We start from the raw sequence: 26,349 nt of genomic DNA, 5'->3' as shown, positions 1-26,349 counted from the left end.
GTGAGACCACGTCATCGCGTGGTCGCTGTCCGGAGCACGCTGGCGGGGTCCAGTTGCCAGCAGCCGTCGAATCTCGGCCGGCGTGAGGTCCACGAGGTCGGGTGTGTCCCGCCCTGTACCCCCCTTTCCCGTTCCTGGCCGGCCATGACGGCGAGGAAGGCATGCGCGAGCATGGCGAGGGTGATGTGCCGATACCAGCCCACGTGACGGCGGACCTCGTACTGGTCCAAGCCGCATTCGTTCTTCGCGCTCTGGAAGCACTCCTCGACTTTCCAGCGGCAGCCGGCGATGCGTGCGAGGTTGGCGACGGTGGCGTCCAAGGGCGCGATGGCGAGGTAGTAGGCGATCTCGTCGGGCCTATCGATGCTGCGGCGGGCCAACATCCAGCGCCCGGTCACGGCGGCCGATAGGCCAAGCTCTTTGCGGCCGACGATGATGGTGGAGCCTTCGCGGCCGGCCAGCTGTAGATGATCAGTGGAACGAACGATCTGGCTGGTGAGGGGCGCCAACTAGCGTGAATAGGCGCTTTATTGACGTCTCGTCAGTCTCTACGATGAGTGGGTGCTAGACCGGATACGCAGGCGGATCGTCGCGGATCTCTCGGAGCCCGTACCGCCGAGGGAGTTGATCGGCTGGGCGGTCGCGCTCGGGCTGCTGCCGGTGCTGTTCCTGCGGCTGCGGGTGACGGATGACGGGCCGGGTCCCTACGGCAAGATCGCGGTGGTGCTGCTCCTCGGCGCGCTCGCCGGCGGGGCAGCGGCCGTTGTGACGCTCATCGTGCAGTACCTGGACGCGGCCGTGTACCAAGCCGCGGTACGGCACCGGCGGGCCGCCTGGGCCGTGAGCGGCCTGGTGGGCGCCGGTGTGGTGCTGCTCGCCATGGCCGGCACGGTGGCTCTGGGATGGTCGGGCGAAGAGGCCGGCACCGTCGCTATATTTTTGATCAAGGCGATGTGTTCGTGTGCCGTGGGCACCGGAACGGCGCTGCTGTGGTTGGGATGGGCACTCGTTCGAGTCCGGCATTTCGCTCTGTACCTCGCCGTAATGGTGTTGAGTCTCTACCTCTCGGCCGCCTGCTTCCTCGTCTTCGAACACCGGCCGCCGGGCGGCATCCTGGTCACTGTTCCGCTGGTCCTCATGTTTGCCGGGCTGAGGTTCATGCGCCAGCCCCCGATCACGCCCACAGCGGGACTCGCCCTGTTGGGCACGGTAGTCGGCATCGCGGAGACCCATGCCCTCTCCGGTGACCAGGCAGCGCGGCTGCTGGCACAGGCGATCGTTGCGGCCTTCCTGGGCACGGTCACCGTCTCGTTCGTACGGCGCCTCGCACACTGGCACGGCCGCTTGGGGCGTTTCGCCACAACGGCGGCGATTCTGCCGCTCGCGTATGTGATGTTCCTCTGGTTCGACGGCCAACTGCTCGGCGGTCCACTGGAAGTCCCTTTTTTCGCCCCGCTGCTGTGGCTCGCCCTCCGGCTGTGGCGACGTATGCAGGCAGACGGCCGGACGCAGGTGTCGGCGGCGGCGGACATCGTCTTCGCACTGCTCCTCGGCGGCCTCCTCGTGCTGTTTCTGGTGTGGCTGGCCAACCTGCTGGCTCTGCCGGTTGTCGAGGTCAGGGCCCTGCGCGGTACGGCAGCGGGCCTGGGCAACCTCATCGACCTGCCATGGTGGACGTGGGCGAGCGCCGACGTCCTGCTCGCGGCCGCCTTCCTGACGGCCGCCCTGGGCTCCCGGCGGTTCCGGCGGATCACCGAAGTGGTCGGCAACACAGGGCTTACCGGGGCACTCGGCGTGCTGCGCCGCACACTGTCCGTCCTGAAGATCGTCCTGCTGTCCCTGGTGTTCCTCGGCATGACCGGACCGCCTGCTCTGGGGCCCGTGGTCAGCCGGCACGTACGGGACCGCTACACCGTGGAACTTCAGGAGGAACTCGACGCCCGTGGCGAGGCCGCCCTCTACCAGGAGGTCACCCTGCGGTTCACAGCCTCCCCGCAGGTGCTCCCGGTCCTGACAGAGATGCTGATACGCGTCTACGACAGCACCGCGCCGCGCTCGGACCAGGCCGACCAGACCGGACCGACCCCGGCCGCACGCGATCTGGCCTACCAGATGGGGCGATTGCAGGCCATGACGCTGCTCCCGCTTTCCCCGCCGTCCCTCCCCGACGCCAATCCGCGGGCCCCCCGGCCGCCGACCGCGGAAGCCGAAGCCGCGGCACACGATGCCGGAATGGACGGGACGGTCGCCGATTCCGCCGACCTCGCCGCCCGTCTCACCCGCGAACAAGAGGAGGGTGATGCCGTGAACGAGCGCGAGCAGGAGACCGAACACGCCGCGGAACACGCCGCAGCGGCCGTCACCGGAGCTCTCAGCAACGTCACCTTCGGCCATGGCGTGGCGATCGGGCTGGTCCGCGAATACCTCGACGGCCTCGCCGAGTCGGGCCTGAGTGACGTTTTCCTGGCCTGGACCCGTCGAGCTTTGTCCAGGACAGTGCCGGACCAGCCGCCTCCCGCGAGGCAGTTGGTGGAGCCAGACGAACATGCGCTGCAGCAGGCTGCGGATGACCAGCTCGCGGACGAACTCCACTCTGTCGGCGTCCAACCCGGCACCGATCCGGCGCAGGACCGATATGACCGCGAATCTCCCGTGACTGCTGCCGTCGACCTCGCCAACCATGCTCGCAGCCTTCAACGCGGCACTGTCCACTGCACGGGCTGCGTCCATTTCGTCGAACCGGGCGAAGGCGGCGGGCACGGCGGCGAAGAGGAAGGAGGCTTTCATGGGGAGTGACGGTGCCGCAGCACGGACGGCGGACGCCGTGCTGGCGTCGGCGTTATCGTGCAGCAGCAGCATTGTGGCGAGCACGACCGCGCACGGCAAGGTGACGATCAAGTCGGCATGCAACATCGGTCAACGTTCAGTGACAAACGGTCAGCCTTCAATGACGCCGAACATTGACCGTCTGCCACTGAACTTTGGCGACGGGGTAGTTACCTGCCACTGAAGTTTGACCGGGCAAGGCTCGGCGACTTGGAGGGGCAGTGGGGGCGCCAGCACCCGTGTTCGGCGATGATGCCTTATCGACCTGCTGCCGCTCATGCCGGCCAGCACCCGCGCCATCCGGACAAGGGGCCGCAGCGGCTGGCCGAGCGGTGCGGAGCACCGCTGGTCGTGGCGCGGAAACTGTACGGACTGTCGCCGCAGCGCATCCTCGCCGCCGTACCCGGTACAACAGCGGCGGCCTGCCAGTCTTCGACGGTGACTGACGCCACGTCACCCCCTGCGGGCGGGCGGCAGGAGCAGTGGGACTATGTCCCCGTGCTCCCGCTGCCAAGGCGGGGACGTGTCCGGGGGGATGGTCGCGTTGGGGGACGACGGCGGATCGGATGAGCCGGAGAGCGGCTACGAGATGCGGCTGCACGACCGCGGCTTTGTCTACCGGATCGAACCGAGCGCGGGCCAGCAGCCGGCGAACCCCTACGACCTGCCGAGCACCAGCGACGCCGAACACTTCGGCTACGGGTTGACCAAGGGCGCCGCCCGGGCGGCGGCCCCCGACCCCGACGCGCCCGTGCTGGCTGCCTTGTCCAAGGACCGGCGAGCCGCGTGGACGGCGGCACTGCTCGGCACGGCCCCTCACCGAACGCAGATCACCGAGCGCGGCATGGGCACGTTCTTCTACGACCCCAACGGCTGCGTGGCGCGCGCCGACGCGGCGGTCTACGGGCCGAGTTGGCGCAAGGACTCCTTCGACCTGGAGAGTCTGGACGCCCGCGTCGTCCACCCCGTGCTCACCAGCCCCTCCTTCCTGGCCGGGCAACACCGCTGGGCGGCCTGCATGCAGCGCGCACACATCACCGCGGCGACACTGCCGGCAGCCCGGGCGCCGGCCGAAGCCCTGCTGACCTCCTACCTGAATGGCAAGGCCAGCGCTCGGCACGGTGGCACGCACCAAACTACGCGACGCGCTCGCCGACACCGGCTGCCAGCAACATGTGGGCCTAGCCGGCATCGTGACCCACGCGCAGCACATCGCGGAGAATCAGCTGCCGGCAGGCTGGCAGCGAACGGCCTCGGCGGTCACAGACATGCGCACCCAAGCGCTCGCCGCCGGCTCCACTGTGTCAGGCGGTCTCTGAGCTGAACTGTTGATCATGGACGCGGTGCCCGCGGACCTGCCCGAGTAGCACGTCTCGCGTGGCGGCAACGGTGGAGTGGGGAGGGGCGCCCCCCGGTGGCAGCGCGGGATAGCGCGGGTGACGCTACGGGTGTGGATCTGCCCGACGAGCCGATGCTCACCACCCCTGTCGAGCACTGGTCCCTGCCCGCGGACAACACCCTGGCGGCGGAGTGCAAATGGGATGGGTACCGGACGCTGTGCGGGCGCTTGGACGACGGCGCCCCGGTGATCCGCAGTCGCACAGGAACGGACCTGCTGCCTGCGTTCCCGGACGTGACCGCAGCCCTTGCCGAGCAGCTTCCGCCGTCGAGCCTGCTGGACGGCGTTATGTGACCTGCGCATGTGTCTCAGCGAGTTGGTGTCTCACGCTCTGGGACCAGGTGCGGAATGACGCGGACGTTGGTGACGATGCCGAGGACTTCCACGAGGGTCTGGGTGACTACGACGGCCGGGGCGACGGCCAGATTGCCGGGCAGGGCGAGGGCCAGGGGCAGGACTACCAGGGAGTTGTGGGTGGCGCCGGTGAAGACGGCCGCCCGTGAGGCGGGGGCGTCCAGGCGGAACACGCAGGCCACCGCGCGACCGGCGAAGGCCATGACGAGCAGGAAGAGCACGTAGAGGGGGATGACGGCGCCGACATCACCGAGGTGGCCGCCGAGCTTACGGCGGGATCGCCTATGGCGCCGAGTCCTTGACGCCCTTGCTGATCGCGTAGGCATTGCTCGGCGACGTTGCGCCGTAGGTGTGGTCGGAGGAGGTCGGCTGGCCCGCGGCGTTCAGGCCAATCAGCTGACTGTCCGTACCGACCTTCGCGCACTTGCTGAGCTTGGAGTTGGCGCCGTTCAGGGCATCCTTGGTATTCGCGGCCGGGGCGGTGACCTTGCCGCCTGGGAAGGTCTTGCCGCTGGTCCAGTCCGCACCGATCAGCAGCACGAGCCGGCTGCCCGTGCCCTGCCTGACCGCCTTCGCCGGCAACCCGAGCGACTTGGCGACGGTCTGGGCCTGCGCCTGCTCGCCGGCCGGGTAGTTGAGTGAGGTGGTGGCCGTCCCCGGGGGTCCGTTGGTGGAGGTGGTCTGCGGGCTGAAGCCGTCGTCGATCAGGTCCTGGGCGATCGTGCCGGCCCAGTGGTGGACCGTCGTGCCATTCTGGACCTGCACGGCGATACTTGCCGGCGCCACCGTCGGCGTGGCGGACGGCTTCTTCTCCGCGCTCGCCTTGAGCGGCTGGTCGTCGGCGATCGTCCTGAACAGCGTCGGCGCGTACGGCTTGCTGATCAGCGTCTGCCACACGCCGTTCACCTTGGTGTCGTAGGTCTGCATGGTGGCCCAGGTGATGCGGCTCTGCGGAACCTTGTTGAGGTCGTTGGCCAGGCCGATCAGCTTGCTCGGCGACTTCAGCGGGTTGTCCACGGTCAGTGCCGAGGCGGTGGCGTTGGATAGGTCCCACAGCTTCTTGGGAGAGCTAAGAGTTCCCTTGCTCTTCAGGGTGCTGATCATTGAGTTGAGGAAGATGTGCTGCGCCACCGTGCGGCCCCGGCTGTCGCTGCCGTCGCCGAAGCCGTGCCGGGTGCGCAGGAACTCCAGGGCCGCGTCGCCCTTGAGCGTGTGGTCGCCCTTCTTCAACTTCAGGTGGCTGTAGGGGTCGTAGATGTCGTTGTCGACGCAAACGGGCACGCCGCCCACCGCGTTGGACATCTTCACCACCCCCTCGAAGTCGACCATCATGAAGTGGTCGATGGGTATCCCGGTGAGTTGGTGTACGGCGACGACGCTGCACCCGGGGCCGCCGTTGAGTGCCCCGTTGATCTTCGTGTTGGTCTGCGGGCCCATGCTGGGGTTGTCTTTATCGTGGCATCCGCTCCAACTGGCGTTCAGGTCACGGGGGATGCTCAACACGGTCGCGTTGGAGCGGTCGGCGGATATGTGCACGACCATCTCCACGTCAGCCCGGGCGCCTGTCGAGTCGGCGGCTCCGCCGAGGTCCTTGTCGCCCGTCTTGGCGCGGGTATCGGACCCGATCACCAGGATGTTGATCGGGGTACGGCCGAACGCGTCGGGCTTCTCGTGACCCGCGCCGTCCTTGCCGTTCGCGGAAAGGTCACTGGACTTGATGTTGCCGGTCAGCTTGAAGTACGCGTACGCGGCGGCGCCGCAGCCGAGCAGCAGCACGAAGCCCATGGTCAGGCCGATGATCTTCAGGGCCCGGCGGCCGCCCCGCCTCCTCTGGCGGTTACCGCTCCTGCGAGCCGCGGCCCGCCCGCCCCCGGCCGGTCCCGGTGCACCCACCCCGGAAGTCGTGCCGGCCCCGGTCGTGGCGTCGCCCCCCGGCCGCCCCCTGCCATGCCTCCGCGAACGGCTGGAGGACCTGGTCATAAGCACTTCTCCGCAACGTCGAGCCGAAGGCACCTGGCCGGAACACCTGGCGAGACCCGCGAGACCTGTTCTCGGTTGTAGGCGACTCGCCGTCAGCGGGTGATCTTCACTTGATCTCCACATCTCAATGAGGACATTTAAGGTTCAACCTACTTGGCTTGTCCTTTATGGTCTGACCTGGAACGATGCCCCGAACGTGAACGCTCATACGGGGATACCGGGACGTGAACACAGGTCGTCCAGCAGGTCCTGTAGCGCCGCCCGGATGGGTTCCGTTCCGGCCTGTGTGTCAGCTTCCGTGCGATCCTGCGCATTGTCGGCACCCCGGCCCGCGGATGTCTTTCGACCAAGACGGCCACCAGGTACGACGTCGGCTCCAGCAGCTCGTGGCAACCGACTACCGCATCGACCACGCCACCTTGCAGGTCGACCACGTCGGACACGACGCCAACCAGCTACACACGATCAGCGGGGCAAGCCAGGCAGACCCAGCCGGAGACGACCACTGCGAAGACGCCCACGGACCCGTCCACACCCCCCACCCCCACGAGCACTGACCCGCCCCACTTCCCCCCGCGACGTCGTGCTCCGTTCGGGAGGTCAGGCCGCCGGGCGTAGAAGGGACCCGACCTGGCCGATGCCCGAGGGCATCCGGCTGCCCTCAGAGGAGCTAGTCAGGGGCCAGGTCGGGGGGAAGCGGTGCGGCGCAACTCGGCGTTCTGGAGGTACCCGAGGACAGGTCGGCTATAACCGAAGTGGGGTGGGTACCAGACGCTGTGCGGGCGCCTGGACGACGGCGCCCCGGTGATCCGCAGCCGCAGGAGAGCGGACCCGCTGCCTGCGTTGCCGGACGTGGCCGCCGCCCTTGTGCAGGAGTGTCCGCCGTCGACCCTGCTGGACGGCATTGTGGGAGCTGTGACCTTGTCTCAAGGGTCCGGTGTCTCGGGCTCCCAACCAGGGATCGCCCGTTCGGTCTGCGTGCCGCGACTGCGGGCGGAACACGGCCGTGGTAACTGTCGATCATGGTGTGGACACTGCCCGAGCCGATGCTGGCCGTTGCCGTGGACAGCCCGGTGCTGCCAGCCGCGCACGCGGGAGAGCCGAAGTGGGACGGCTATCGGGCTTTGCTGGCCCGCTACGCCGACGGTCGTGTGGTGATCCGATCGCGGCGTGGCGCGGACATGACGACGGCGTTCCCGGAGATCGCGGCCGCCGCGATGACGCTGCCTGAGGCTGTTGGCCTAGATGGTGAGGTAGTGGTGTGGGCCGATGACCGGTTGGCGTTCGAGCGGTTGCAGGGCCGGCTCAACCGCAGCTCCGCGGGCGCGGCGAAGTTGGCGGCGCAATGGCCTGCGCATTTCGTGGCGTTTGACCTGCTGCGCTTCGGTGCTGAGGGAGACCTGACGGGTCGGCATTATGTCGAGCGTCGTGACGCGTTGGAGTCGCTGTTCGCTGAGCAGGGGCTCGGCGCGCCGTGGGTGCTGTGCCCCTCGACCACCGATCCGGCTGTCGCGGAGGGCTGGCTGTCGTGGTCGTCCGTGGGCATGGAGGGCTTGGTCTTCAAGCGCCTGAACCAGAAGTACGCCCCGGGCCGTCGCGGTTGGAGGAAGTACCGGGCACGGGCCTCGACAGAGGCGGTGGTCGGCGCGGTCAGCGGTTCGATCGCGTCGCCGGCGACAGTGCTGCTGGGGCGCCTGGACGCGAGTGGCGCCCTGCGCTACGTCGGCCGTACGTCGGTGCTGTCCCGCGAGACGGGCCGGGCACTGGCCGCCCAGCTGACCGCACCGTCGGGCGGGCATCCCTGGACGGGGTGGACGTTCTCGGCCGGATGGGGCACCAAGGAGGTGCTGCGGGTGGAGCTCGTGGAGCCGGTGCTGGTCGGCGAGGTGGCCGCGGACGTGTCGCTGGATACCGCGGGCCGGTGGCGGCATCCCGTGCGGTGGCTGCGGGTTCGCGCGGATGCGGCGCCGGGCGATGTACCGGTGTTCGGTTCGGGTAACGAGCCAGCCGCGGGCTGAGCACATCGTCGAAGGTGGTACGCCCGGCCGTCCGGGGGGCGGAACGGCCGGGCCCTGCCGGGCGGCACTGCCGCCGGTCCCCGAAGGGACATTGGCACCCTGGGGGCCACTGGTTCTCGTGCCCCCGGCCACGGCGCGCACCCATGAACCGTGCCGATCGGGAGTCAGGGTGCCGGTGCGAGCGGGGGGCCTGCCGGTCCAGCCTGGTCTTCTGGTTCTGGTTGGCGAGGGTGGCGAGGGTGGCGAGGTGGCGTTCGGCGTCGAGAGCGGCGGCGCAGCCTGTTCCAGCGGCAGTGATGGCCTGGCGAGGTGTCGTCGACGACGTCGCCGCAGGCGCCCCCCGGGGGGGGATGCTGGTGCGGGTGGTGGGGGCCTGGACCCGGACAAAGCCGGTGGGGTCGAGGTCGAGTTGGCCTGCGAACAGTTCGGTGGGCTGGTCGTGGCCGACGGCGATGAAGAGCGCGGTCACGCCAAGGCGCCGGGTCTGCTCACTGAAGACATCCCGGACGGCGGCCAGCAGGCCGCTGGCCGGTGCCCGTATCAGGCCGATAGTGGTGTCAACGCGGCCCGGGGAGGGTCGTGATGGTGGTGCCGAGCTGTCCGCGCAGGGTGGCGTTGGCAGCTTCGAGTTCGGTCAGGAGCGGGTCTAAACGAGCGGTGTAACCGGGGTTGGCGGTTACTGACGGGCTACGGAGAGGCGGCCATCGCGGTGTGGCCGAGGGTGAGAACCGTCTCATTGACAGCGTCGTTGCGGCCGTCGACCGATTCTCCAGCCTCGACTGTCCGAGTGACTTCTTGGCTACTTGGCCGTTGGAGATGTTGTGATGCGCTCTTGTGTCACACCGGCCCCACGTACACCGGCGCATTAGTCGGGGGCCGTTCGGGCGGGAGGCCCTGGCAGTCATGGCAGACTCCGGATCCGGGGCCTTCCGCCTTCACCGCTTCCGCTCCTGGCGAGGGGAACGACCGGTGCCTCGTAACGAGTAGCGCGACACGGCTTCCGTACCCTCGGTTGACTCGGCTGCGCCTTCGGCCGGTTGGCCGCGAGGGGGTCGCCATCAGCGGGCTTCGACCGACACTTCGCACCCGTCGCGGCCACGAGCGTCTGGTCGCCCCCGGTTCGGGCGCCAAGGCCAAACTCGCCCCCGCCGAGCGGATCCTGGCCACCGTGCTCCACCTGCGCAAGCTGGCCACCATGGACCTCCTCGGCCAACTCCTCGGAGTCACCGCCATGACCATCAGCCGGGCGAAACGCGAAGTCCACCCACTCCTGGAAGCGCACGGCCATCACATCGACGCCTCCACCGCCCGCTTCCACACACCAGCCGACGTCGCAACGTTCCTCGCCCAAAATGGCCAGGACAAGATCAAGAAAGCATGTTACTGATCTGCACGCACTTAGAGCTCGTAACACGATCATGATCGGGTCTTCTTGAAGCATCTCCAGCAGATCAGGCCGCAGGCCAGAGAGACAAAGGCATCGTGGAGTTCGGTGCGGCGTTCCAAGCGGACGGCCAGGCGCTTGATGACCTGGTGGAGCAGGGCGAAGGTCTGCTCCACGACGTAGCGGAGCTTGCCCAGACCCTGGATGTTCGGGACACCCTTGCGGGAGATGGCCGGCAGGATCCGGCGTCTGCGGAGCTCTTCGCGGTTCGGGTTGGAGTCGTATCCCTTGTCTCCGAGCAGGGCTTCAGGGCGCCTGCGCGGTCGGCCGGGGCGGCCGGCGACGGGTGAGATGCCGTCGACCAGGGCGAGGGTCTGGGTGACGTCGTTGACGTTGGCCGCAGTGGTGATGACCTTGAGCGGGGTGCCGCGGCCGTCCCAGATCAGGTGGTGTTTGCTGCCCGTCGCTCGCGCCACTGGCGACGCCACCGCTCCACGGACCGCTCGCTGACCCGCAGCGCGGCAGCGATCTCCCGATTCTTCTGCCCGCCCTCGAAGCGTTCCACGGCATGCAGTCGAATCCGCTCCCGGGCGACCCTCCCCGCGTCGGCCAGCCCGCCGCCCTGCGCGTATCTCACAGTCCAGGGCTACCGGAACGGCCCTCCCACCGTCAGGCGAACGGCTCCGACATCACTCAATCAAGTTCAGTAGCGAGGTGCCGCGAGAACGTCCCGGAGTACGTTCTCGAGCGTGACGCGGGCCAGCTCGTGTCTCAGGGTCTCCTCGATGCCCTCGTAGATGCCCTGCAGTGCCGGCTGGATGCCGTAACCCACCACACATCCCTGATCCGGGAGGGCGCGGTGCATCGCGAACAGCGGGCCGGGATCCACTGCCTCGTACACGTCGAGCAGGGTTATCGACCCCAGCTCGCGCGTCAGTGACCAGCCCGCACCCACGCCCCGCCGGGACTCCATGAGCCCGGCCCTGCGCAGCTCGCCGAGCAGCCGCCTGATGACCACGGGGTTGGTGTTCGCGCTGGTCGCGATCTGCTCGGAGGTGGCGACCTCATGGCCCTGGCGCTGGTAAAGACCGATCCAGGCCAGCGCGTGGGCGGCAATGGTCAACCTGCTGTTGGCACCCATGAACCCCTCCTCTCTACCGCAACGGCCAATGTTACGACAGCTTAGTCGTAACAGCAAAGGTTGCAACAGGTTGTCGTAACGATTACCGTTGCGACTGTCGAGAAGGGCCAATCAACGAGGTGAGAAGAATGAGCAAGCCACTCACGGGCAAGGTCGCCCTGGTCACCGGGGGGTCGCGCGGACTGGGAGCCGCGACCGTACGACTGCTGGCCGAGCAGGGCGCCGACGTCGCCTTCACCTATGTCAGCTCCGGGAAGCAGGCGCAGGCTGTCGTCGACGAGGTGCACGGCAAGGGAGCGAAAGCCGTCGCCTTCAAGTCCGACCAGGCGGACATGAGTCAGGCGCCTGCGCTGATTGATGACGTGGTGGCGCACTTCGGCGGCCTGGACATCCTCGTCAACAACGCAGCGATCTCCGTGACTGGCACCGTGGACGACCCGGACGCCGACACCGCCGCGCTGGACCGGATGCACGCCACCAACTACCTCGGCGTGATCGCCGTCATCCGTGCCGCCTCCCGAGTGCTGCGTGCGGGCGGCCGCATCATCACGGTGAGTTCCGGACTGGGCTCCCGAGTCGGAGTCCCAGGAGTTGCCGACTACTCGGCGACCAAATCAGGGATCGAGAGGTACACCATGGGGGTCGCACGGGACCTCGGGCCTCGGAACATCACGGCCAACGTCGTGGAGGCCGGACTGATGGATGGCGGCATGAAAACGCCGGACCCCGAGACCCTCAAGGCCCTGGTCAGCTCGCTGTCCATGCAACGCCTGGGGCACCCCCAAGAAATCGCCGCGGCGATCGCCTTTCTGGCGAGCCCCGCCGCGTCGTACGTCACGGGCGCGGTACTGGACGCCCACGGTGGCTACAACGCCTGAACCGGCAACCCCCGCCGCGCGCCGCCCCGAAGGACATCGCGCCTTCGGGGCGCGCGCAGCCTACGACCCGCGCCTGCGCGGATTGGCCGCAAGCGAGCCGAGGAGAAGAACCCGTGCCAACCATGCACGAGCTCGTTAGACGACGGGTACCACGTACAGGCGGTCCTGGCGCGGTTGATCCAGCACACGGCGGTCAACTGTCCGACGACGGCCGGGCGGACGTCCTCGCCCCCTCGGCCCCTCACCTCTGCCGAAGCTCTGGGTAGGGTCGGACTTCGTGCGGTTCAGGCGACGTCGTTGTACCAGTCGCTACAGTTGGTGTATACACCGCTGCCAGCGTGCGACAGACACGCCCTATAGCGGACCAGCGTGCCCTCGGGCAGGTCCAGGTTGAACACCGCCGGCGGTCCCTCGTAGCTGTTGCTGTTGAAGAAGTACGAGATTGACCCGTCGCGATGCGTGTCAAATTCCGCGACTGCAGACAAGCCGTCGGGCGAGTAGTCATGAACGGTGAGTATCTCGCCGTCCGACTTGAACTCCACGTTGGCGGAGCAGCCCGGATTGCACACGCCGCCGCTCGCCGCAGCTGCCGGAGCGTTCAGTGCCGTCCCGACCACTAAGACTACGAGTGCACCTGCGAGTGGCAGAGAACGTCGAGTTCGCATTTTGTTGTACCTCCTGAAGGATGAGGTTCTGGGCTCCACACCGACGAGCGTCACCCGCCCCCGCGTTCGGCGGGGGGCGGGCTCGCAGTGGTTCATGTCAGACGGCCGGCGGTGTGTTCAACCCCGGCTGTCGGGTGTCCTAGTAGTTGTTGTAGTCCGCGAACGCGGCCTTGGTCTGCGTGCCGGCGATCCCGTCGACCGCGAGGTTGTAGGGGCCGTAGGAGTTCAGGTAGTGCTGTAGTCCCTTGATCGTCCCGCTACCGGCGATGCCGTCGATTGGGCCGGAGTACCAGCCGTGGCTCTTGAACACCTCCTGCGCCGCCTCCCAGCTCGCGGTGCCCAACTGCCCGTCGACCGTGAGCGAGTGCCCCAGCTCCCTCTGCCAGTTCTCGGCCTCGTGTGTGGTCAGCCCGAGGTTGTTGACGGCGAAGGGAACGACGGAGCCGACCACGGGCCTGGCGGCCGGCGGGGCCGCCGCGAAGCTGGCACTTGCGCCCGCCAGGCTCCCGGCGGCAATCCCGACGGCCGCAGTGGCACAGACGAGTGCGTTCGGCAGGACGATGGTGACGCGTTTACGCAGGTCCATGGTCGCGATTCCTCCGTGGTCCGATTCGTGAATCTGTCTCAGACCAAGTGTTCCGTCGGTCCAGGCTTGGGTAATTGACACAGAGCGCAAAGTCGTTGACACGATGTGAACACCAAGCACGAGGGTGGATCAATGGGCTGGGCCGAGATGCATACGGCCAACGTGCCGAGGACTGAGAGGTTCGGAAGGTGGCGCGACCTGCTGATGCAGAATCTTGCACCCACACACGTCGCCAGTGAGCACCGCGAGGACTTCCAGGGATGAATGCTGCGTTGGATCTCGGGCAGGTCAAGGTGTCCGTCTTGTCTTTCCCGCCTTTGACGGCAGTACGAACCGCACGGTTGATCCAACGGTCGGATCCCGAGCTGTGGGAGCTGGGCTACATGACCAGCGGGGTCATGATGGTGGATCAGGCACGCAACCACGCCAAGGTTGAAGCAGGCGATCTGCTGCTGTACGACACGTCGCAGCCGGTTCAGATGCGGGTGACCGAGGGCGGCTGGCTGACTCTCCTCCACCTGCCCAAATCTGCGGTGCCGCTCCCGGACCGGTCGATGCGGGATCTCCTGTCACGGAGGCTTCCCACGCAGGGGACCGGACTCCTCCTCGCAAGGTTCCTTCAGGGGCTGGCCGGTGGCCAATGGAGAGCGCTGGAGGCCGAACGTCTAGGAGCGGCCTCCATCCAGCTCGCCTCAGCGTTCCTCGGCAGCCTCGCGGACCGGGAGGGTCTGCTGCCCCAGCGGCGGCGGCCCAGGCGCTCGCTCGACTCGATGCCCTTGCGGGCGATACGCAGAGGCGCACCTTGGGCGGCTGTCAGAAGAAGCCCTGCTTTTTCTCCCTGTACGCGATCAAAAGATGAGCGCGCTCCCCACTCCCCACCCGGCCGGAGCATCCGGCAGCTCCAACTAGTCGAACTGGATCTCCTCACCCGACGGGTGCGCGATCACCGCGACGTTCCTGACCGACGCGGCATGACACGGCTCGCAGTGCCACCCTCGGCCGTGGCCGGGTCTGCCAGCCGATCTGACTACCGCAGAGGCGCCGCTGCTGTCAGCAGGGACCGCAGAAGCTCGACGGTGGCGTCTTCCATGTCGCTGCCGAGGTCGTCACACAGACGTTCCAGTTGGCCGGCCGCTCGCTCGAGCCCTTCGTGGTCGCCGAGGGCGTGGTGGGCGCGGAAGTTGATGCGGTACAGGTGTTCCGCCTCGGGGGCGACATTCAGTCCCTTGGTGGTCGCCCATAGCGCGCCGCGGGGGTCGGCGGTGGCCAGGCGTCGCTCCCCGAGGGTTGCGGCGACGTCCACGATCGCGGAGATCATGTCCTGGGCGAGGTGTTCGGCCCATACGTATCGCCTGGGCGGTACGGCGGCGAACGGCCGGCCGCGCACGAGGTCGAGTGCGGCGCGCAGCCGGTCGTCGGCGGCGTCGCCGGTGCTGGTCGTGCCCTTGGCGACGAGGTTCTGGAAGAGGTGCCAGTCGCTGGTGACGGGGTCGGCGAGCCGGTAGCGGGCGTCGTTGGTGGTGGCGATCGCGGGCAGGTACTTGGTGCCGTCGGCGGCTGCGCCCAGCAGGGTCCGCAGGCGGGAGATCCATGGGTTGCGGGTCTTGCGGGAGACGTCGCGGCCGGGCCAGATTGCTTCGTCCAGGGCACGGTGGTCCAGGCCGGGGTGCAGCACCATCCATGCGGCGATCTCGGTGACGACCCGCAGATACTTGGTGTCCGTGGTGCCCTGCGTGCCGGTGATGTCGACCGGGCCGAGGATGCGGATCAGGGGCGCCGTAGCAGTGGTCTGTGCGGTGGGGGTGATCGGCTCGATCGCCTCGACCGGAGGGGCTGGCGCCGGCACTGCGGCAGAGGGCGCCGCGGTAGTGGTTTCGGGGTCGGCGATCGACTCTGTCGCCGGCGGTCGCGGGTTCGCGAGGTCGGGGGAGGGGACGTCGTCGAGGTCGTCAGGGTCGTCAAGGTCGGCGAAGCCGGCCAGTAGCGCCGCTGGTGCGCCGGTGTCGTCCTCGTGGGAGGCCTTGGTCAGCTCGACCTGCAGCGACCGGACTTCCTCGACGTCGGTGTGGCCGGCTGGGTCATAGGGTGCCGGTGCCGGTTCGGTCGGCGCGGGAGCGGGGGGAGCGACGGGTGGTTCGTCGGCCGGCCGAGAGCCGGGGACGGGCGTCGACGGGGCCGACGGGACGTCGGGGCGGGAGTCGTCCGATGCGGCGAGGATGGCGACCAGGTCGCTGTAGTCGTCGTCGGGCAGTACCTGCAAGGTGACGGTCAAGTCGTGGTCGGGCAGGCGCACCTGCCCGTCGCTGCTGTCGAGGTGCCACCCGCCCGCAGGAAGGTCAACGGGGGAGGCAGCCGCGGTGATGACCGCGCCGGCTGTATGGGGCAGCTGCCCCGCGAGCGTCGCGAGCGCGGCCGCCGAGATGTTGCCGGGCTCATCGGCGAGCACCAGGCACGGCGTCCACGAGGATGCCTGGTCATCGCGGAGCCGGGCCCCGCGCAGCCCGTCGACGCCGAGGTCGGCCAGCGCACGGGCTTGCATGGCGTGATGATCCTGCGCGGCCCGCATCGCGGCGTCCACAGTGTCGTAAGCGGTGACCCACTCCGGGACCAGCGGCGGCAGTCCGGGGCAAGTCGTGGCGCCGGCCACGGCGATATCCAGGTGTTCGGCGTATCGGGAGGTAGCCAGCTCGATCGCCAGGGCCCGCAGTACGGCGCGGCGGTGCGGGCCGGTCAGCGTGACCAGCCCGTAGTGCTCCAGGTCGACCAGGACGGTGCTGGTCGCGGTCGAGCCGAGGGTGACCAGCGCCGGGTAAGGGGCCTCGATTGTGTCGGTGTGCTCGGCCGGGAGGAGTTCGTTGCTGTCGATGGAGCAGCGCCAGCGCGCGAGGTCGCCGTCGACCGCGGTGAAAGGGGCGACCGGAGGGGTCGGTTCGGCCAGCCGCAGCTCGAGGCCGTGCCCGTCGTAGACGACCGCGGACAGGTCAGGCAGCTCCTGGCTGGCGGCGGCCAGGCCGATCGCGGCGGTGCGCAGCGCGCTGTCGATGAACTGCGGCACGTCGGGGTGTTCCGTGGCGCGCAGGGCCTGTTCGGTGGCGGCCGCGCTGCCGGTGGGCAGGGGAATGCGGCGGCTGATGCCGCGGCGCCGCTGCTGGTGGCGGCGGCGCAGCCCGAGCATGGTCAGCACGGCCGCGGCCAGCAGGCCGCCGCCGAGTGCGTACAGCGGCATGCGGCTGCCGGTCGCCGTGGTGTGCGCGGTAGTTGTTGATCCTGTCTCCGCGGCTGTGGCTGGGGTGTGGGCGGGGGTCGGCGCGGTGCCGGGTTGCTGCGTGGGTGTGACGGCGGGGGCGGTGCTGGCCGGTGGCGTGGTGCTCGGGGCGGTGCCCGCTGGCGGGGCCGTGGCGGGCGGCGGGATGGCTGGAGACGGCGCCTGGTGCTGCGGTGCCTCGTGAGTGGCGGGCGGTTCCTGCTTGCTGGGCGCGGTGCTGGGCAGTTGCAGATGCTCCTGGGGGTAGATGAGATCGGGGTCGGTGAGGTGCCGGCCGCCGGGCTGCTCCTGGCCCTTGTTCAGGGCGTAGATGTCGGGCCACTTCGCGTCGTCACCGAGTTGCTGCTGCGCGATCGAGGAGAGGGAGTCGCCAGGGGCGACGGTGTAAGTGGCGTGCGGGCCGGCGGGTTCGCCGTTTGCCGAGCTGATGCTCGTGTCCTGGGCGTGTGCGTCGCTGGGCAGGCGCAGGACCCACCCGGGCTGGATCGGGGCGTCGGCGCGGAACGTAGTGCCGTCGGCCATGGTGCGGCCGGTGTTGAGGTCCGCGATCTCCTGCCAGCGATTGCCGTCGCCGAGTTGCTGCTGCGCGATCGTCCACAGGCTCTCCGCCGGCCGCACTTCTTGCACGGTGTAGGAGACCACCGTCGGCGTGCTGCTCTGGGGGGAGGCGGTCGTGGAAGCGGCAGCCAACTCCTTGGCGGAACCGGGTGGCGCAGTGGCGGCGGCGGGTGTCGCGGCGTGCGCGGCGGGAGCGGCGGGAGCGGCGGGCGCGGTCCCGGCCGGCAGCACAAGGAAGAGTGCGCCGACCAGGGTGGCGGCGGTGCGCTGCCCGAGCAGGCCTCGTAGCTGCGGGGCGCTGCGGCCGCGTAGCTGCGCGGGGATCTCCAGCAGGACCGAGCCGGCGAACCCGGCCCAGCCGACCCATCCGATCGCGGCGAGCGCGAGCAGGAACACCTGCCCGGAGTCCCGGGTCGAGGCGAGATTGCCGAGGGCGCGCACGCCGTCCGGGCCGACCACAGCAGTGGCCCACCACAGCAGCAGCGGCAGGCCGATCAGCAGGGCCACCAGCACGACGAAGCTGCCCAGGGCCCGCAGTGCTGCGGCCGAGCTCGAGCCGGCGCGGCGGGCGGGCTTGGTGGGGGAGGGCTGAGGCATCGTCGGGGCCCTTCTGGGTGTGCGCTGGAGCTAGTCGGGGGTGTTCACGCCGTGCAGCAGTTTCGCGCTGCCGTGCCCGGTCACGGGCAGGGAGTCGATGCCGACCGCGGGAAGGAACTTCGTGGCGTACGTGGCGCTGATGGTGACGGTGATGGTGGTGTCGTCGGGGGAGATGCTGATGTGTCCGCTGGCGTCGGCCTGGTGCAGGTAGGCCTGTGCTGCGGCGGTCGCGGCCTGCGGGTCGACGCGGTAGGCGGTGCCGGTGACGGCCGCGCCCGGGTCGATGGCCTGCCCGGCGGCGCGGGCGGCTTCCATCGCGACGGTGTCGGCGCGTTCGGTGGCGTTCATCTTTCCGCCGCCGTCGATGACCAGGCCGATGATGCCGAGCAGCGTGATCGTCACGATCGCGGTGAACACCGCGATCCCTCCGCGGTCTTCGTGCGCGGCCACGCGGCGGCGCAGGCATCGCGCTGTGGCGTTCATCCCTGCCTCGATCGGTACGCGTCCACGCTCGACGTGAACGAGCTGGTCAGGGTTTTGGAGCCGGGCACGCCGGGCAGCAGCAGGTCCGACAGGTTCACGGTGCACCGGACGGTGACGTGCACGTAGCCGACCTGGCCGACCGGCACGTTCAGTCCGCCCACGTCGACCGCGACGTGCTCGCTCGCGCACGTGATGCCCTGGTCATCCAAGGATTTGGCGGCCGCGGTGTCGGCGGCGGCCTGGGCGGCGCCCGGGGTGCGCTCGATCGATGCGGCCCGTGCGGCGTCCTCTGCGGCGGAGTCGATTTTCCCGTCGGAGATGACCAGCCGCCCGGCGGCGATCGCCGTGCACAGGAACCCGATCAGCAGGGGCGTGACGATCGCCGCCTGGATGGCCTCGCTGCCGCGATCCCCGCGGGCCCGTAGCCCGGCCAGGGCCCGCCGGTTCACGGTGTGGTCCACTGCTCGCGGGCGGCAGACGCCGACTGGGAGACGTGCAGGCCGGGCACGCCCGGCAGCATGGAGATCGCGGTGCCGGACACGGTGATCGTCACGGTGTCCGCGGTGGATCCGTCGGTGGACACCCCGGGGCCGTGCAGGCTGTCGCCGCCGATCCGGTCCAGGGTGGAGCGGGCCCGGGCGGCGCCGTCGCCGGGGGAGGACTGGTAGCCGCGGCCGGCGTTGACGCCCTCACGGGCCGCGGTCAGCGCGATGTTCCGGGCGTAGTACCACATGCTGGCCTGCACCACGGCGATCGTCATCAGGATGACGACGGGGAACACGATCGCCATCTGCAGGGACGTGTCGCCCCGGTCACCGTGGGCGCGCGCCCGTATCGCCGCCGCCCACCCCCGCACCCGACGCATCGTCAGAGCCCGGACAGCTTGCCGTTGTACTTCGACATCACCACGGCGATCGTGCCGGCGATGAGGAGCGCGCCGGCGACGGCCGCGACCCAGATGATGATGGTGGTGATCGAGATGTCGCCCCGATCGCGACCCCGGGCCCGGCCGGCATCCAGCCGACCCTGGAGCCACGGGGCCACCGCGGCCAGACGGACAGCGAGTTTCATGGACGTACTCCTTCGGTTCGTTCAGGTGGTCAGGATGCGGATGACCGCGGGGAACGCGATGAGGAGCATCACCAGCACGGCAAGGAACGCGCCGGGGGCGGTCATCTTCTCCGAGTCGGCGTTGGCCTCCGTGGCCTGGTCGGAGAGCAGCTCGCCGCGCAGGTTGCGCGCACGGGAGCGGAGGGTGGCGTAGACGGAGGCGCCGTCGTCGCTGGACTGCCGCATGATCGCCGCCAAGTCGTCCAGCACCGGCAGGTCCAGCTCCGCCGTCAGTCGGCCCAAGCTCTCCCAGTGCGGGACCTTGTCGACCCGGGAGCGGGCCAGGGCCTGCTGGATCCGCACGAACGCCCAGCCCTCCCCGACCTCGGCGGCCTGCTCCATCGCCTGCTCCGCGGACACGTTCGCGGCCCGCTTGAGCGCGACCAGGTCCAGGTAGGCGGCCATGGCGTGCGCGAACTCCTCCCGGGCCCGCTTGGCCTGATCGCGCAGCGCCAGATCCGGGGCGATCCACAGCACCCCGGCGGCCAGCACCCCGAAGAGCGCCGGCAGGTAGAACGGGAAACCCAGCAGCAGGAGCGGGATCGTCGTCAGCGGCGGCAGCAGCAGCCCGGCAGCCGCAAGCGCCACCTTCGTCAGCATGAACTTCCCCGCGCTCTGCCCGACCAGCGCCAGATTCTGGTGCGGGATGTGCACCCCGGGCAGGTGCCCGACGTGGTCGACCAGCCACGCCCCCCACCGCTCGTCACGGTCCTCGCTGACGCTCTCCGGCCGCGGCGCCGCGGGCTGGTTGAGGCGCTGCAGCGCGGGGCCGAGTGCCGGCGCCGGCCTGCCCAACTCCTTGACGAGCAACGCGACACCGGCGCCGACCGTGCACCCGGCGAGGATCGGACCGATCGGGATCACAGCGCCTCCCCAGCCGGAACCGCCCCTGGTACCGGAACGGTGGCCGCTGCTACCGGCACCGGCCGTGCGACGCGGCTGCGGGGGTCGGCGATCAAGAACCGCGGGATCGGCCGATGGTCGGCGAGCTGCCGCATCCACACCATGACCGCGACGAACCCGGCCGCGAGCAGCGCGAGGACCAGCTGCCCCAGCAGCGTCCCGTACGGGTGGGTGTAGCCCGGCACCAGGAACCCGGCGCCGGCCACACCGAGGGTGATGATGGTCATCCACCGCACCGTCGTACGGGGCTTGGCCCGGTCGGCCTCGATCGCCCGCCGCTTCGCGACCTCTTCGTGGACGGACTCCGCCAGGTCCTCCAGCGCCTGCGCGAGGCCCGGCCCGCGGTCGGAGGCAGACAAGATCAGCGCGGCCACGATCTTGTCGGCGGTCACATCGTCCAGTGCGTCCCCGAACGCGCGCAGCGCCTCAGTCGAGCGCCATCCGACCTGGAGGCGGTCGACCAGGTCCCCGACCTCGCTGGCGATCGCGTCGGGGACGCCCTTGCGGGAGATCTGCAGCGCCTCGTCCAGCCCGCGGCCCAGCCGCAGCACATTGGACAGCCGCATCGTCCAGTCGCCCAGCGCCTCCAGCTTCGCGATCCGCACCGCGGCGCCCCTGGTGGGGGCCAGCAGCCACGGCACACCGACGAACGCCAGCGCCACCAGGGCGCCCGCGACGAACACGCCCGTCACCAGCCACACCCCCAGGCCCGCCACCGCGCCGACGCTCAGGCGGGTGCGGCGCCGCATCCGCGCGTCCAGGTCGGCGTGACCGGTGCGGGCCCGCAACCGCAGCGCGAGGGACGGACCTTGCGGGGCGTCGGTGCCGACCATGCCGGCGACGACGCCGACCGCTCCGCCGGTCACGGCCAGGCCAGCCAGCACCCACAGCAGCAGCCCGGTCATCAGGATGCCTCCCGGATCATCAGCGGCAGCGGTGTCGGCCAGGTGCCGCGGGCTTCGTTGAGGAGGTCGGCGTCGAAGCCGGCGCGGCGCAGGTCGTTGATGCACCGCGGATGCATGAGGGGCACCGCCCGGTCCTCTCCCCACTCCGGGCGCGGCCCGAAGATCAGATTCGTATCGGGGCGGCCGCCCTCGCCGATGCCGGTCACCTCCAGGACGTGAGAGACGAACCGGTGCCGGTGCCCGCCGATGCGGGTCTCGTCCACGGAGTTCACGAACACGATGAAGTGCAGGCCGTTCGCGGCCTGCCGGTACGCCAGCGACTCCGACATGTTGGCTTGCGCGAGCAGGTACAGCTCGGCGATCCGGTCGAACACCACGCTGGGGTGGATGGCGTGGAGCGTGCACAGGTTGCCGCCCTGACCGTTCGTCATCGCCTGCAGCATCGCGACGATCTCCGGCCCGCGGACCTCACCGACGACAATCCGCGCCAGCGACATCCGCAGCGCCCGGTACATCAAGTCCATCAGCGAGATCTCACCCGCACGGGTACCGGCGACCATCTCGCCGTTGGACTCCCGGGCCTCCATCGGCACGACCTGGCGGTGCCATCCGTTCTCGTGCGCGAACAGCTCGAACTCCGTCTCCAGGGTCGCGAACCGCTCGTCCTGCGGGATCTCCTTGAGCAGGGCCCGCAGCAGCGTCGTCTTCCCGGCGGCCTGCCCGCCGACGATCATGATGTTCTTCTCGGCAGCGATCGCCGCGCGCAGGAAGTACCCGAGCGTCGTATCCAGCATCCCCAGCTTGACCAGGTGGGACAGGTCAGCGTGGCGCATGCTGTGTCGGCGGATCGTCACATACGTGCCGGGGGTGACGTCGATGACCGCCTGCAACCGGCTGCCGTCGGCGAGCCGCAGCGCCAGGAACGGGTCCGCCGTACTCAGCGAGCGCTCGTTCTGGCCGGTGGTGCGCCGCGCGAGGTCCCGCAGCAGCTCCCGCAGTTCTTCATCGGAGTCGGCCACCGGCGGTACCCGCGTGCGGCGCCCGTCGGTGAAGTCCAGCCACACCTGCTCGAAGCCGTTGATGAAGATGTTCTCCACCGCCGTGTTGTCCATGTGCTGTTGGAGCCGTCCGGCCCGGAACTGCAAGTCCCACACGGCCTGCGCGAGCGCGGCATCCTCCGCTGCGGTCGTCGACACCTCCCGCTTGATCGCCTCGCCATCGGCCCAGATCGCGACCTGCTCGTTGATCAACGCACGGCCCTGCTGCTCCTGCGCCGCCGGGCTCATACCCGGCTGGGCGTGCAGCAGGGCCGTCAGCCGCTCCCCGACCGACTTCTTGATCAACCGCACGGCCTCGTAGTCGACGACAGCCTGCGGCACCGGTGCCCCGACCGTCCCGGGAGCCGCTGCGCGGCCGACTACCGCTGGCGAGACGGTCGGAGGGCCTTGGTGCCACCGCGGCGGTATCGGCGCCACACCTGGGTTGACGTGCAGGGGGTTAGCGCGCATTGCTCACCTCCCGGCCCCCGGGCATGCCGGGATGGCCTAGGCGGGAGCGGCGAGTGGCGACCATCTGCCGAATCCTGGTGGTCGCGGTGCGGGCCGCGCGCATCAGCTCCCCGCTCTCGAATCGCCGCGGCTGCGCCGCTCCGTCCGACAGGACCGCGGCCTGCTCCGGCTGCCAGGGCAGCACCGCCACCACCTCAGTGCTCAGGTTGCGCTGAACCTCGTCACGCCCGAACGGCCCGGCCTCCACCAGGATCAGGCCGACCTCGGTAGCGCCGCCCAACTGCTCCCGCAGAGCACCCAACCGCACCTGCGCGCTCTGCAGCCCGCGCAGTGTGTTGCGGGCCACCATCAGCACCGCGTCGGCGCGTTGCGCCAGCACCGAGGACGGGCCGAACGCTCCCCGCCGTCCCAGGTCGACCAACACGTCGTGCTGGTGCTGCTCGATCCCGGCGAACAGCGTGGCGAGCTGTTCCCACACCGGGCCGAGAGACGACGTGTGCGCCGGGTCGTACACACCCGGCAGGACCAGGCGGTCCCTGCTGGCCTCGTCGGTGACGTCGACGAGCTGGCGCCAGAACGCGTCGGCGAGCTGGCCCTGGCGGCCGGCGAGCGCGAGGTTCCGCAGCCCGTAGGTGTTGCTCACTGTTCCCTGGAGTGCGCCGGGCAGGACCGCGCCGCCGTCCGGATCGCACTCCGCCAGGATCACCCGCTGCCCCGGCGCGAGCGGCCAGGCCATCAGCAGCGCCATCGCAGTAGTGGTCACGCCCGGAGCGCCCAGCCCCCCGGCCAGAGCGACGACGGCCATCAGCTGCCGTCCCGGGACGCGACAATCAGCGCGACATCGCCGGTCGCGACCCGCGAGGCCAGTGCCGGACCGTCACCGGATGAGACTGCGACGTCGACGGTCACGATGCCGGTGCCGGTCTGCGGAGTGCCCACTTTGACCACCGTCGCCGTCAGCGTCTGCGGCGGCGCATCGTCCGACGTGCTCTTGCCTCCGGAGTCCGCCGCGGCGTTCGGGTCGGGAGTCGACACGACCAGCACCTTCTGTCCCGGCACCAACGGCGTCGCTGGCAGCTGGTTCGGCTTCACGCTCACGCCCACCAACTGCTCGCCCGGGCCGACCAGCGTCTTGCGGGTCACCTGCGACGGCGCCAGCAGCGATCCCGCCTTCAAGTCCACCGCGGCACGCTGCCCGATCAGCTTTTTCTCCCCGGACTCCTTGACCGCCTTGACCGCCGGGTCGAGCGCGATCTGCGCCTCGGAGAGGTCCGCGGCGGTGATCTGCGCGCCGATCGGCACATCGCGCGCGACCACCACGACCGAGGTGCGGTGCCCGGAAGAGGCATACAACACCGCCCCCGACAGACCCCCAGCGGCGATCAGCGCCGCGGACAGCGCGATCAGCCCGGGCCGGCGGCGACGCTGCCGCAGCAGCCGCGGCGCGGCGACCGGCCGCTGGGAGGGAGGCCCAGCCGGGCCGGGCAGGTGTCCGGCGGCAGGACCGGGCAACGGGTTGGTGGTCTGGCTCACGATCTGGTCCTCCTGGTGCGTGCCGGCCTATTCGCCGACGACCTGCACTTCGCCGATGCGGATCCGGACCTGAGAGGCCCTGGTGGTGGTCAAGTCACCCTGCTGCCCGCCACCGACCCAGTGCACCGCCCACGTCGACGTGGCGGTCACCGTGTAGGAGCCGGTGCGGGTATAGCCGGCGAAGCCGCACTGGCCCTTGCCGGCGTAGGGCGCTTGGAGACCGTCAGAAGCCGCGTAGGGCGTGCCGGGGAACGGGCAGCTCACCGTCGCGCCGTTGCCGAAGCCCCACGCCACGGACTTCACGCTCGCGGTCGCGGTCACGGTCACCCCCAGCGCGGTGGCTCTCGCGGACGTCGGTCCCGTCGTCCTCGGCCCCTTCCCGTTCCACACCCACACCGGCAGCCCGACCGACCCGCCCTTACCGCCGGGCTTCGGTGCAATCCCGACGTCCGCGCCCTCCAAGCGCATCTTGGTAACGGCCTGCTGGGCGAGCACAGCTAGGTCCGGGCCGCCGCCGAAGCCGGGCGGGGGAGCGGCCCGCCAGTAGTCCCCGCTCTGCAGAGCGCGATTCTGCCCGGGCACGTTGGGGCAGGCCACCTCATAGAACTTGCCCTTGCCCGTATCGCCGCCCGCGGGGTAGCCGTTCACGAACTTGTTCAATGGATCGTCTGCTGCCGGCTGCGGCTCCATCAGCCGCCAGTAACAGTCATCGAGTGAACTGAACCAGCCCAGATCATCCCGCTGGCAGGGGATTTCAGCTCCGCCGAGCACACACTTCGCACTGTTTCCCGTGCTGCTGTCTCCAGAACCGCCGGGATCGCCGCCGGATCCCTGGCTCGGAGGGATGGACCCCACGGCGTCGACGTTGCAATTCGGTACGTAGGGTGGGCAAGTGACACCGTTTCTCGGTGGGCTGGTCGGTTCGGCCCATGCCACGGGCCGTGCGGCGGCGATGCACACGAAGACGGTCGCGGCGATGACACCCGCTCGGAGGGCCTTCAGCATGTCCGGTCCCGGTCGATGGTCATCTGCGTGATCACCCAAGATGTTCCGTTGAAACGGGCAACCGCAGTGACCACGTGATGCTTTTGGGGGTCGACACCGCCCACGGGCTTCCCGGTCTTCTTACCCACCTCGATGTAGTGACTGCTGTCCATGCAGTCGGTGATGTTCGCGGTGTAGGGAGTCTCGGTCAGCTCTACGGAGGTGACCTTCGGCCACAACCGGGGCTTCCCTTGCATGACGTCTCCGCGCCCCTGGTAGTACAGGCCAGCCTCCTCCTGACCCGCCAACGCCTTGTCGACCGCCCACTTCTCCAGCGCTGGGCTCGTGACCTTGCCGGCGTGAAAAGTAGCTGCCGCGGCGTCCCACATGTTGACGTAGGCGGCCGCTGCGGCTGCCTTCGCCTGTGCCATCGCCTCCGGTGTCGGGGATGCAGTCGTGGTCGGCGGGCTGGACGTGGGTGTGGTGTCTGTCTTGTCGTGGGACGAGCCGCACCCTGCCCCGCTGAGTGCGACCACAACGATGACACTTGCCTTAAGCATGTGCCTACGCGTCATGCCGTCGTTTCCTGTACGTGCTGATGTCACAGGATGCTCCCCACCACGAGCCGCTGTTCGAGAAGGTCCGCTCCCGACGGATCAGGCTCGCACTGTGATCAGATCGTCGCGATGCGAACGTGCGCACCCTACGGCGCAATTCGGCCATGGACCACCGGGGTCCGTGGGGTGGGAGGGGCAGTTTGGGCGGTAGTAACGAGAAGCTTCCTTCGAGTGTTCGTTCGTTGGGAGGGGTGTTGTGCCTGCCAGGGAGGGAGTTTCCCGTGAACACCTTGGCGTGAGCATCCAGAACGCAACGCCCGGGACAATCCATGGCAGCGGTCCTTGCCGTTCTCATCTGCTACCTGCAAATGCGCGCTTGCCTGGCGATGCGACGTTGGTGCCGGCAGAGTGAGGGGCAGAGCTGGTACAAATTGCATCGGCTCCATAGCGGCGTCGGCGACCTCAGTCCCGCTGACTACGAGACCAGGGCGCTCGCAGTCTGACCATCACACCAACGCTGTCCGCAAAGGGAACAGGCTCAGGGCGTCATCGCGCATCCCGAGTTGCCCCTTCGGGCCAGATGACCGAACACGGCACTCCGGTACGTTCCGCGTACGCGAGGACGTCCGTGGTGCCTCCGAAGCACCGGGCCGGCTGGTCGTCCCAGATGGCGATCAGGAGGTCCACGATGCCTACCAGGATCTCGCTACCGGCC

At 69.3% G+C, this 26,349-nt stretch carries 22 protein-coding genes and 5 pseudogenes; 7 read left to right on the top strand and 20 right to left on the bottom strand.

The genetic code is table 11. The annotated features are described in order from the left end of the window. Positions 1-11: 11 nt before the first annotated feature. Positions 12-392: pseudogene (locus C4U44_RS29685) on the bottom strand (IS701 family transposase); the annotation flags it as partial. A 169-nt stretch (positions 393-561) separates the two neighbouring features. Here C4U44_RS29685 and C4U44_RS29680 point away from each other — a divergent pair. The 3 genes from C4U44_RS29680 (at position 562) to C4U44_RS29670 (ending at position 4,519) form a co-directional block, all read left to right on the top strand. Beyond that, positions 562-2,796: a hypothetical protein gene (locus C4U44_RS29680; protein WP_103889117.1), complete on the top strand. Its 2,235-nt coding sequence runs from the start codon at positions 562-564 to the stop codon at positions 2,794-2,796. 553 nt (positions 2,797-3,349) lie between these two features. After that, on the top strand, positions 3,350-4,150 hold the full coding sequence (locus C4U44_RS29675) for a hypothetical protein (RefSeq protein WP_146088385.1): 801 nt from the start codon (positions 3,350-3,352) through the stop codon (positions 4,148-4,150). 126 nt (positions 4,151-4,276) lie between these two features. Further along, positions 4,277-4,519: an ATP-dependent DNA ligase gene (locus C4U44_RS29670; protein ID WP_103889115.1), complete on the top strand. Its 243-nt coding sequence runs from the start codon at positions 4,277-4,279 to the stop codon at positions 4,517-4,519. Positions 4,520-4,533: 14 nt separating this feature from the next. Here C4U44_RS29670 and C4U44_RS29665 read toward each other — a convergent pair. Then, a pseudogene (locus tag C4U44_RS29665) lies at positions 4,534-4,848 on the bottom strand (arsenic resistance protein); the annotation flags it as partial. A 13-nt stretch (positions 4,849-4,861) separates the two neighbouring features. Continuing rightward, positions 4,862-6,364, bottom strand: a complete 1,503-nt coding sequence (locus C4U44_RS29660) for an LCP family protein (protein WP_235032447.1) — start codon at positions 6,362-6,364, stop codon at positions 4,862-4,864. A gap of 1,217 nt (positions 6,365-7,581) precedes the next feature. Between C4U44_RS29660 and C4U44_RS29650 the strand changes: the two genes are divergently transcribed. Both C4U44_RS29650 and C4U44_RS29645 read left to right on the top strand, forming a co-directional pair. Further along, the gene (locus C4U44_RS29650) at positions 7,582-8,577 is read left to right on the top strand and encodes an ATP-dependent DNA ligase (protein ID WP_103889112.1); all 996 of its coding nucleotides are present in this window, start codon (positions 7,582-7,584) and stop codon (positions 8,575-8,577) included. Positions 8,578-9,652: 1,075 nt separating this feature from the next. Then, positions 9,653-9,964 (top strand): annotated as a pseudogene (locus tag C4U44_RS29645) (transposase family protein); the annotation flags it as partial. A gap of 29 nt (positions 9,965-9,993) precedes the next feature. On the opposite strand, the gene C4U44_RS29640 reads toward C4U44_RS29645, so the two are convergent. The 3 genes and pseudogenes from C4U44_RS29640 to C4U44_RS29630 form a co-directional block, all read right to left on the bottom strand. Further along, complete coding sequence (locus tag C4U44_RS29640) at positions 9,994-10,437, bottom strand: transposase (RefSeq protein ID WP_160145143.1); 444 nt, start codon at positions 10,435-10,437, stop codon at positions 9,994-9,996. Next, positions 10,416-10,598 (bottom strand): annotated as a pseudogene (locus C4U44_RS29635) (helix-turn-helix domain-containing protein); the annotation flags it as partial. The gene C4U44_RS29640 and the pseudogene C4U44_RS29635, both read right to left, overlap by 22 nt. A gap of 66 nt (positions 10,599-10,664) precedes the next feature. Beyond that, a complete protein-coding gene (locus C4U44_RS29630) occupies positions 10,665-11,102 on the bottom strand; it encodes an Rrf2 family transcriptional regulator (RefSeq protein ID WP_103889109.1) in 438 nt (145 codons plus the stop codon). Positions 11,103-11,230: 128 nt separating this feature from the next. Here C4U44_RS29630 and C4U44_RS29625 point away from each other — a divergent pair, with 128 nt between their 5' ends. Beyond that, positions 11,231-11,980: an SDR family NAD(P)-dependent oxidoreductase gene (locus C4U44_RS29625; protein ID WP_103889108.1), complete on the top strand. Its 750-nt coding sequence runs from the start codon at positions 11,231-11,233 to the stop codon at positions 11,978-11,980. 284 nt (positions 11,981-12,264) lie between these two features. On the opposite strand, the gene C4U44_RS41270 is transcribed toward C4U44_RS29625, so the two are convergent. Further along, positions 12,265-12,684 carry a hypothetical protein gene (locus C4U44_RS41270; protein ID WP_146088384.1) on the bottom strand — a complete coding sequence of 140 codons (420 nt, stop codon included), beginning with the start codon at positions 12,682-12,684 and terminating at the stop codon, positions 12,265-12,267. Positions 12,685-12,784: 100 nt separating this feature from the next. After that, positions 12,785-13,231, bottom strand: coding sequence for a peptidoglycan-binding domain-containing protein (locus C4U44_RS29615; protein WP_103889106.1), 447 nt, complete (start codon positions 13,229-13,231; stop codon positions 12,785-12,787). 260 nt (positions 13,232-13,491) lie between these two features. Between C4U44_RS29615 and C4U44_RS43325 the strand changes: the two are divergent. After that, positions 13,492-13,875: pseudogene (locus tag C4U44_RS43325) on the top strand (AraC-like ligand-binding domain-containing protein); the annotation flags it as partial. Between the two features lie 383 nt (positions 13,876-14,258). Here the strand turns inward: C4U44_RS43325 and C4U44_RS43320 are convergent. From C4U44_RS43320 to C4U44_RS29545, 12 genes are read right to left on the bottom strand one after another with little or no spacing between them, the layout of a single operon-like run. Then, positions 14,259-17,651 carry a LysM peptidoglycan-binding domain-containing protein gene (locus C4U44_RS43320; protein ID WP_103889105.1) on the bottom strand — a complete coding sequence of 1,131 codons (3,393 nt, stop codon included), beginning with the start codon at positions 17,649-17,651 and terminating at the stop codon, positions 14,259-14,261. Positions 17,652-17,681: 30 nt separating this feature from the next. Further along, entirely contained in the window at positions 17,682-18,134 is a 453-nt protein-coding gene (locus tag C4U44_RS29595; protein ID WP_200823449.1) for a TadE/TadG family type IV pilus assembly protein, read from the bottom strand. Next, complete coding sequence (locus C4U44_RS29590) at positions 18,131-18,583, bottom strand: TadE/TadG family type IV pilus assembly protein (protein ID WP_103889135.1); 453 nt, start codon at positions 18,581-18,583, stop codon at positions 18,131-18,133. The genes C4U44_RS29595 and C4U44_RS29590 overlap by 4 nt, the downstream gene beginning before the upstream one ends. After that, positions 18,580-18,999, bottom strand: coding sequence for a TadE family protein (locus C4U44_RS29585; protein ID WP_407642906.1), 420 nt, complete (start codon positions 18,997-18,999; stop codon positions 18,580-18,582). The genes C4U44_RS29590 and C4U44_RS29585 overlap by 4 nt, the downstream gene beginning before the upstream one ends. A 2-nt stretch (positions 19,000-19,001) precedes the next feature. Then, entirely contained in the window at positions 19,002-19,205 is a 204-nt protein-coding gene (locus C4U44_RS29580; RefSeq protein WP_103889103.1) for a hypothetical protein, read from the bottom strand. Between the two features lie 21 nt (positions 19,206-19,226). After that, on the bottom strand, positions 19,227-20,108 hold the full coding sequence (locus tag C4U44_RS29575) for a type II secretion system F family protein (RefSeq protein ID WP_407642905.1): 882 nt from the start codon (positions 20,106-20,108) through the stop codon (positions 19,227-19,229). Then, the gene (locus tag C4U44_RS29570) at positions 20,105-21,052 is read right to left on the bottom strand and encodes a type II secretion system F family protein (RefSeq protein WP_103889102.1); all 948 of its coding nucleotides are present in this window, start codon (positions 21,050-21,052) and stop codon (positions 20,105-20,107) included. The genes C4U44_RS29575 and C4U44_RS29570 overlap by 4 nt, the downstream gene beginning before the upstream one ends. Further along, positions 21,052-22,560 (bottom strand): CpaF family protein, encoded by a 1,509-nt coding sequence (locus C4U44_RS29565; RefSeq protein WP_103889101.1) that lies wholly within the window; start codon positions 22,558-22,560, stop codon positions 21,052-21,054. Before C4U44_RS29565 ends, C4U44_RS29570 begins: the two co-directional genes overlap by 1 nt. Then, positions 22,550-23,365, bottom strand: coding sequence for a hypothetical protein (locus C4U44_RS29560; protein WP_103889100.1), 816 nt, complete (start codon positions 23,363-23,365; stop codon positions 22,550-22,552). The genes C4U44_RS29565 and C4U44_RS29560 overlap by 11 nt, the downstream gene beginning before the upstream one ends. Then, entirely contained in the window at positions 23,365-24,093 is a 729-nt protein-coding gene (locus C4U44_RS29555; protein ID WP_235032445.1) for an SAF domain-containing protein, read from the bottom strand. The genes C4U44_RS29560 and C4U44_RS29555 overlap by 1 nt, the downstream gene beginning before the upstream one ends. A gap of 27 nt (positions 24,094-24,120) precedes the next feature. After that, positions 24,121-25,098, bottom strand: coding sequence for a hypothetical protein (locus tag C4U44_RS42850; RefSeq protein ID WP_146088383.1), 978 nt, complete (start codon positions 25,096-25,098; stop codon positions 24,121-24,123). Next, positions 25,092-25,652: a hypothetical protein gene (locus tag C4U44_RS29545; RefSeq protein WP_146088382.1), complete on the bottom strand. Its 561-nt coding sequence runs from the start codon at positions 25,650-25,652 to the stop codon at positions 25,092-25,094. Before C4U44_RS29545 ends, C4U44_RS42850 begins: the two co-directional genes overlap by 7 nt. Positions 25,653-26,349 lie beyond the last annotated feature (697 nt).

This window comes from Actinacidiphila yanglinensis (genome assembly GCF_900107965.1).
In the GTDB taxonomy this organism is placed as follows: Bacteria; Actinomycetota; Actinomycetes; order Streptomycetales; family Streptomycetaceae; genus Actinacidiphila; species Actinacidiphila yanglinensis.
This window is presented reverse-complemented; position numbering and strand designations above follow the sequence as displayed.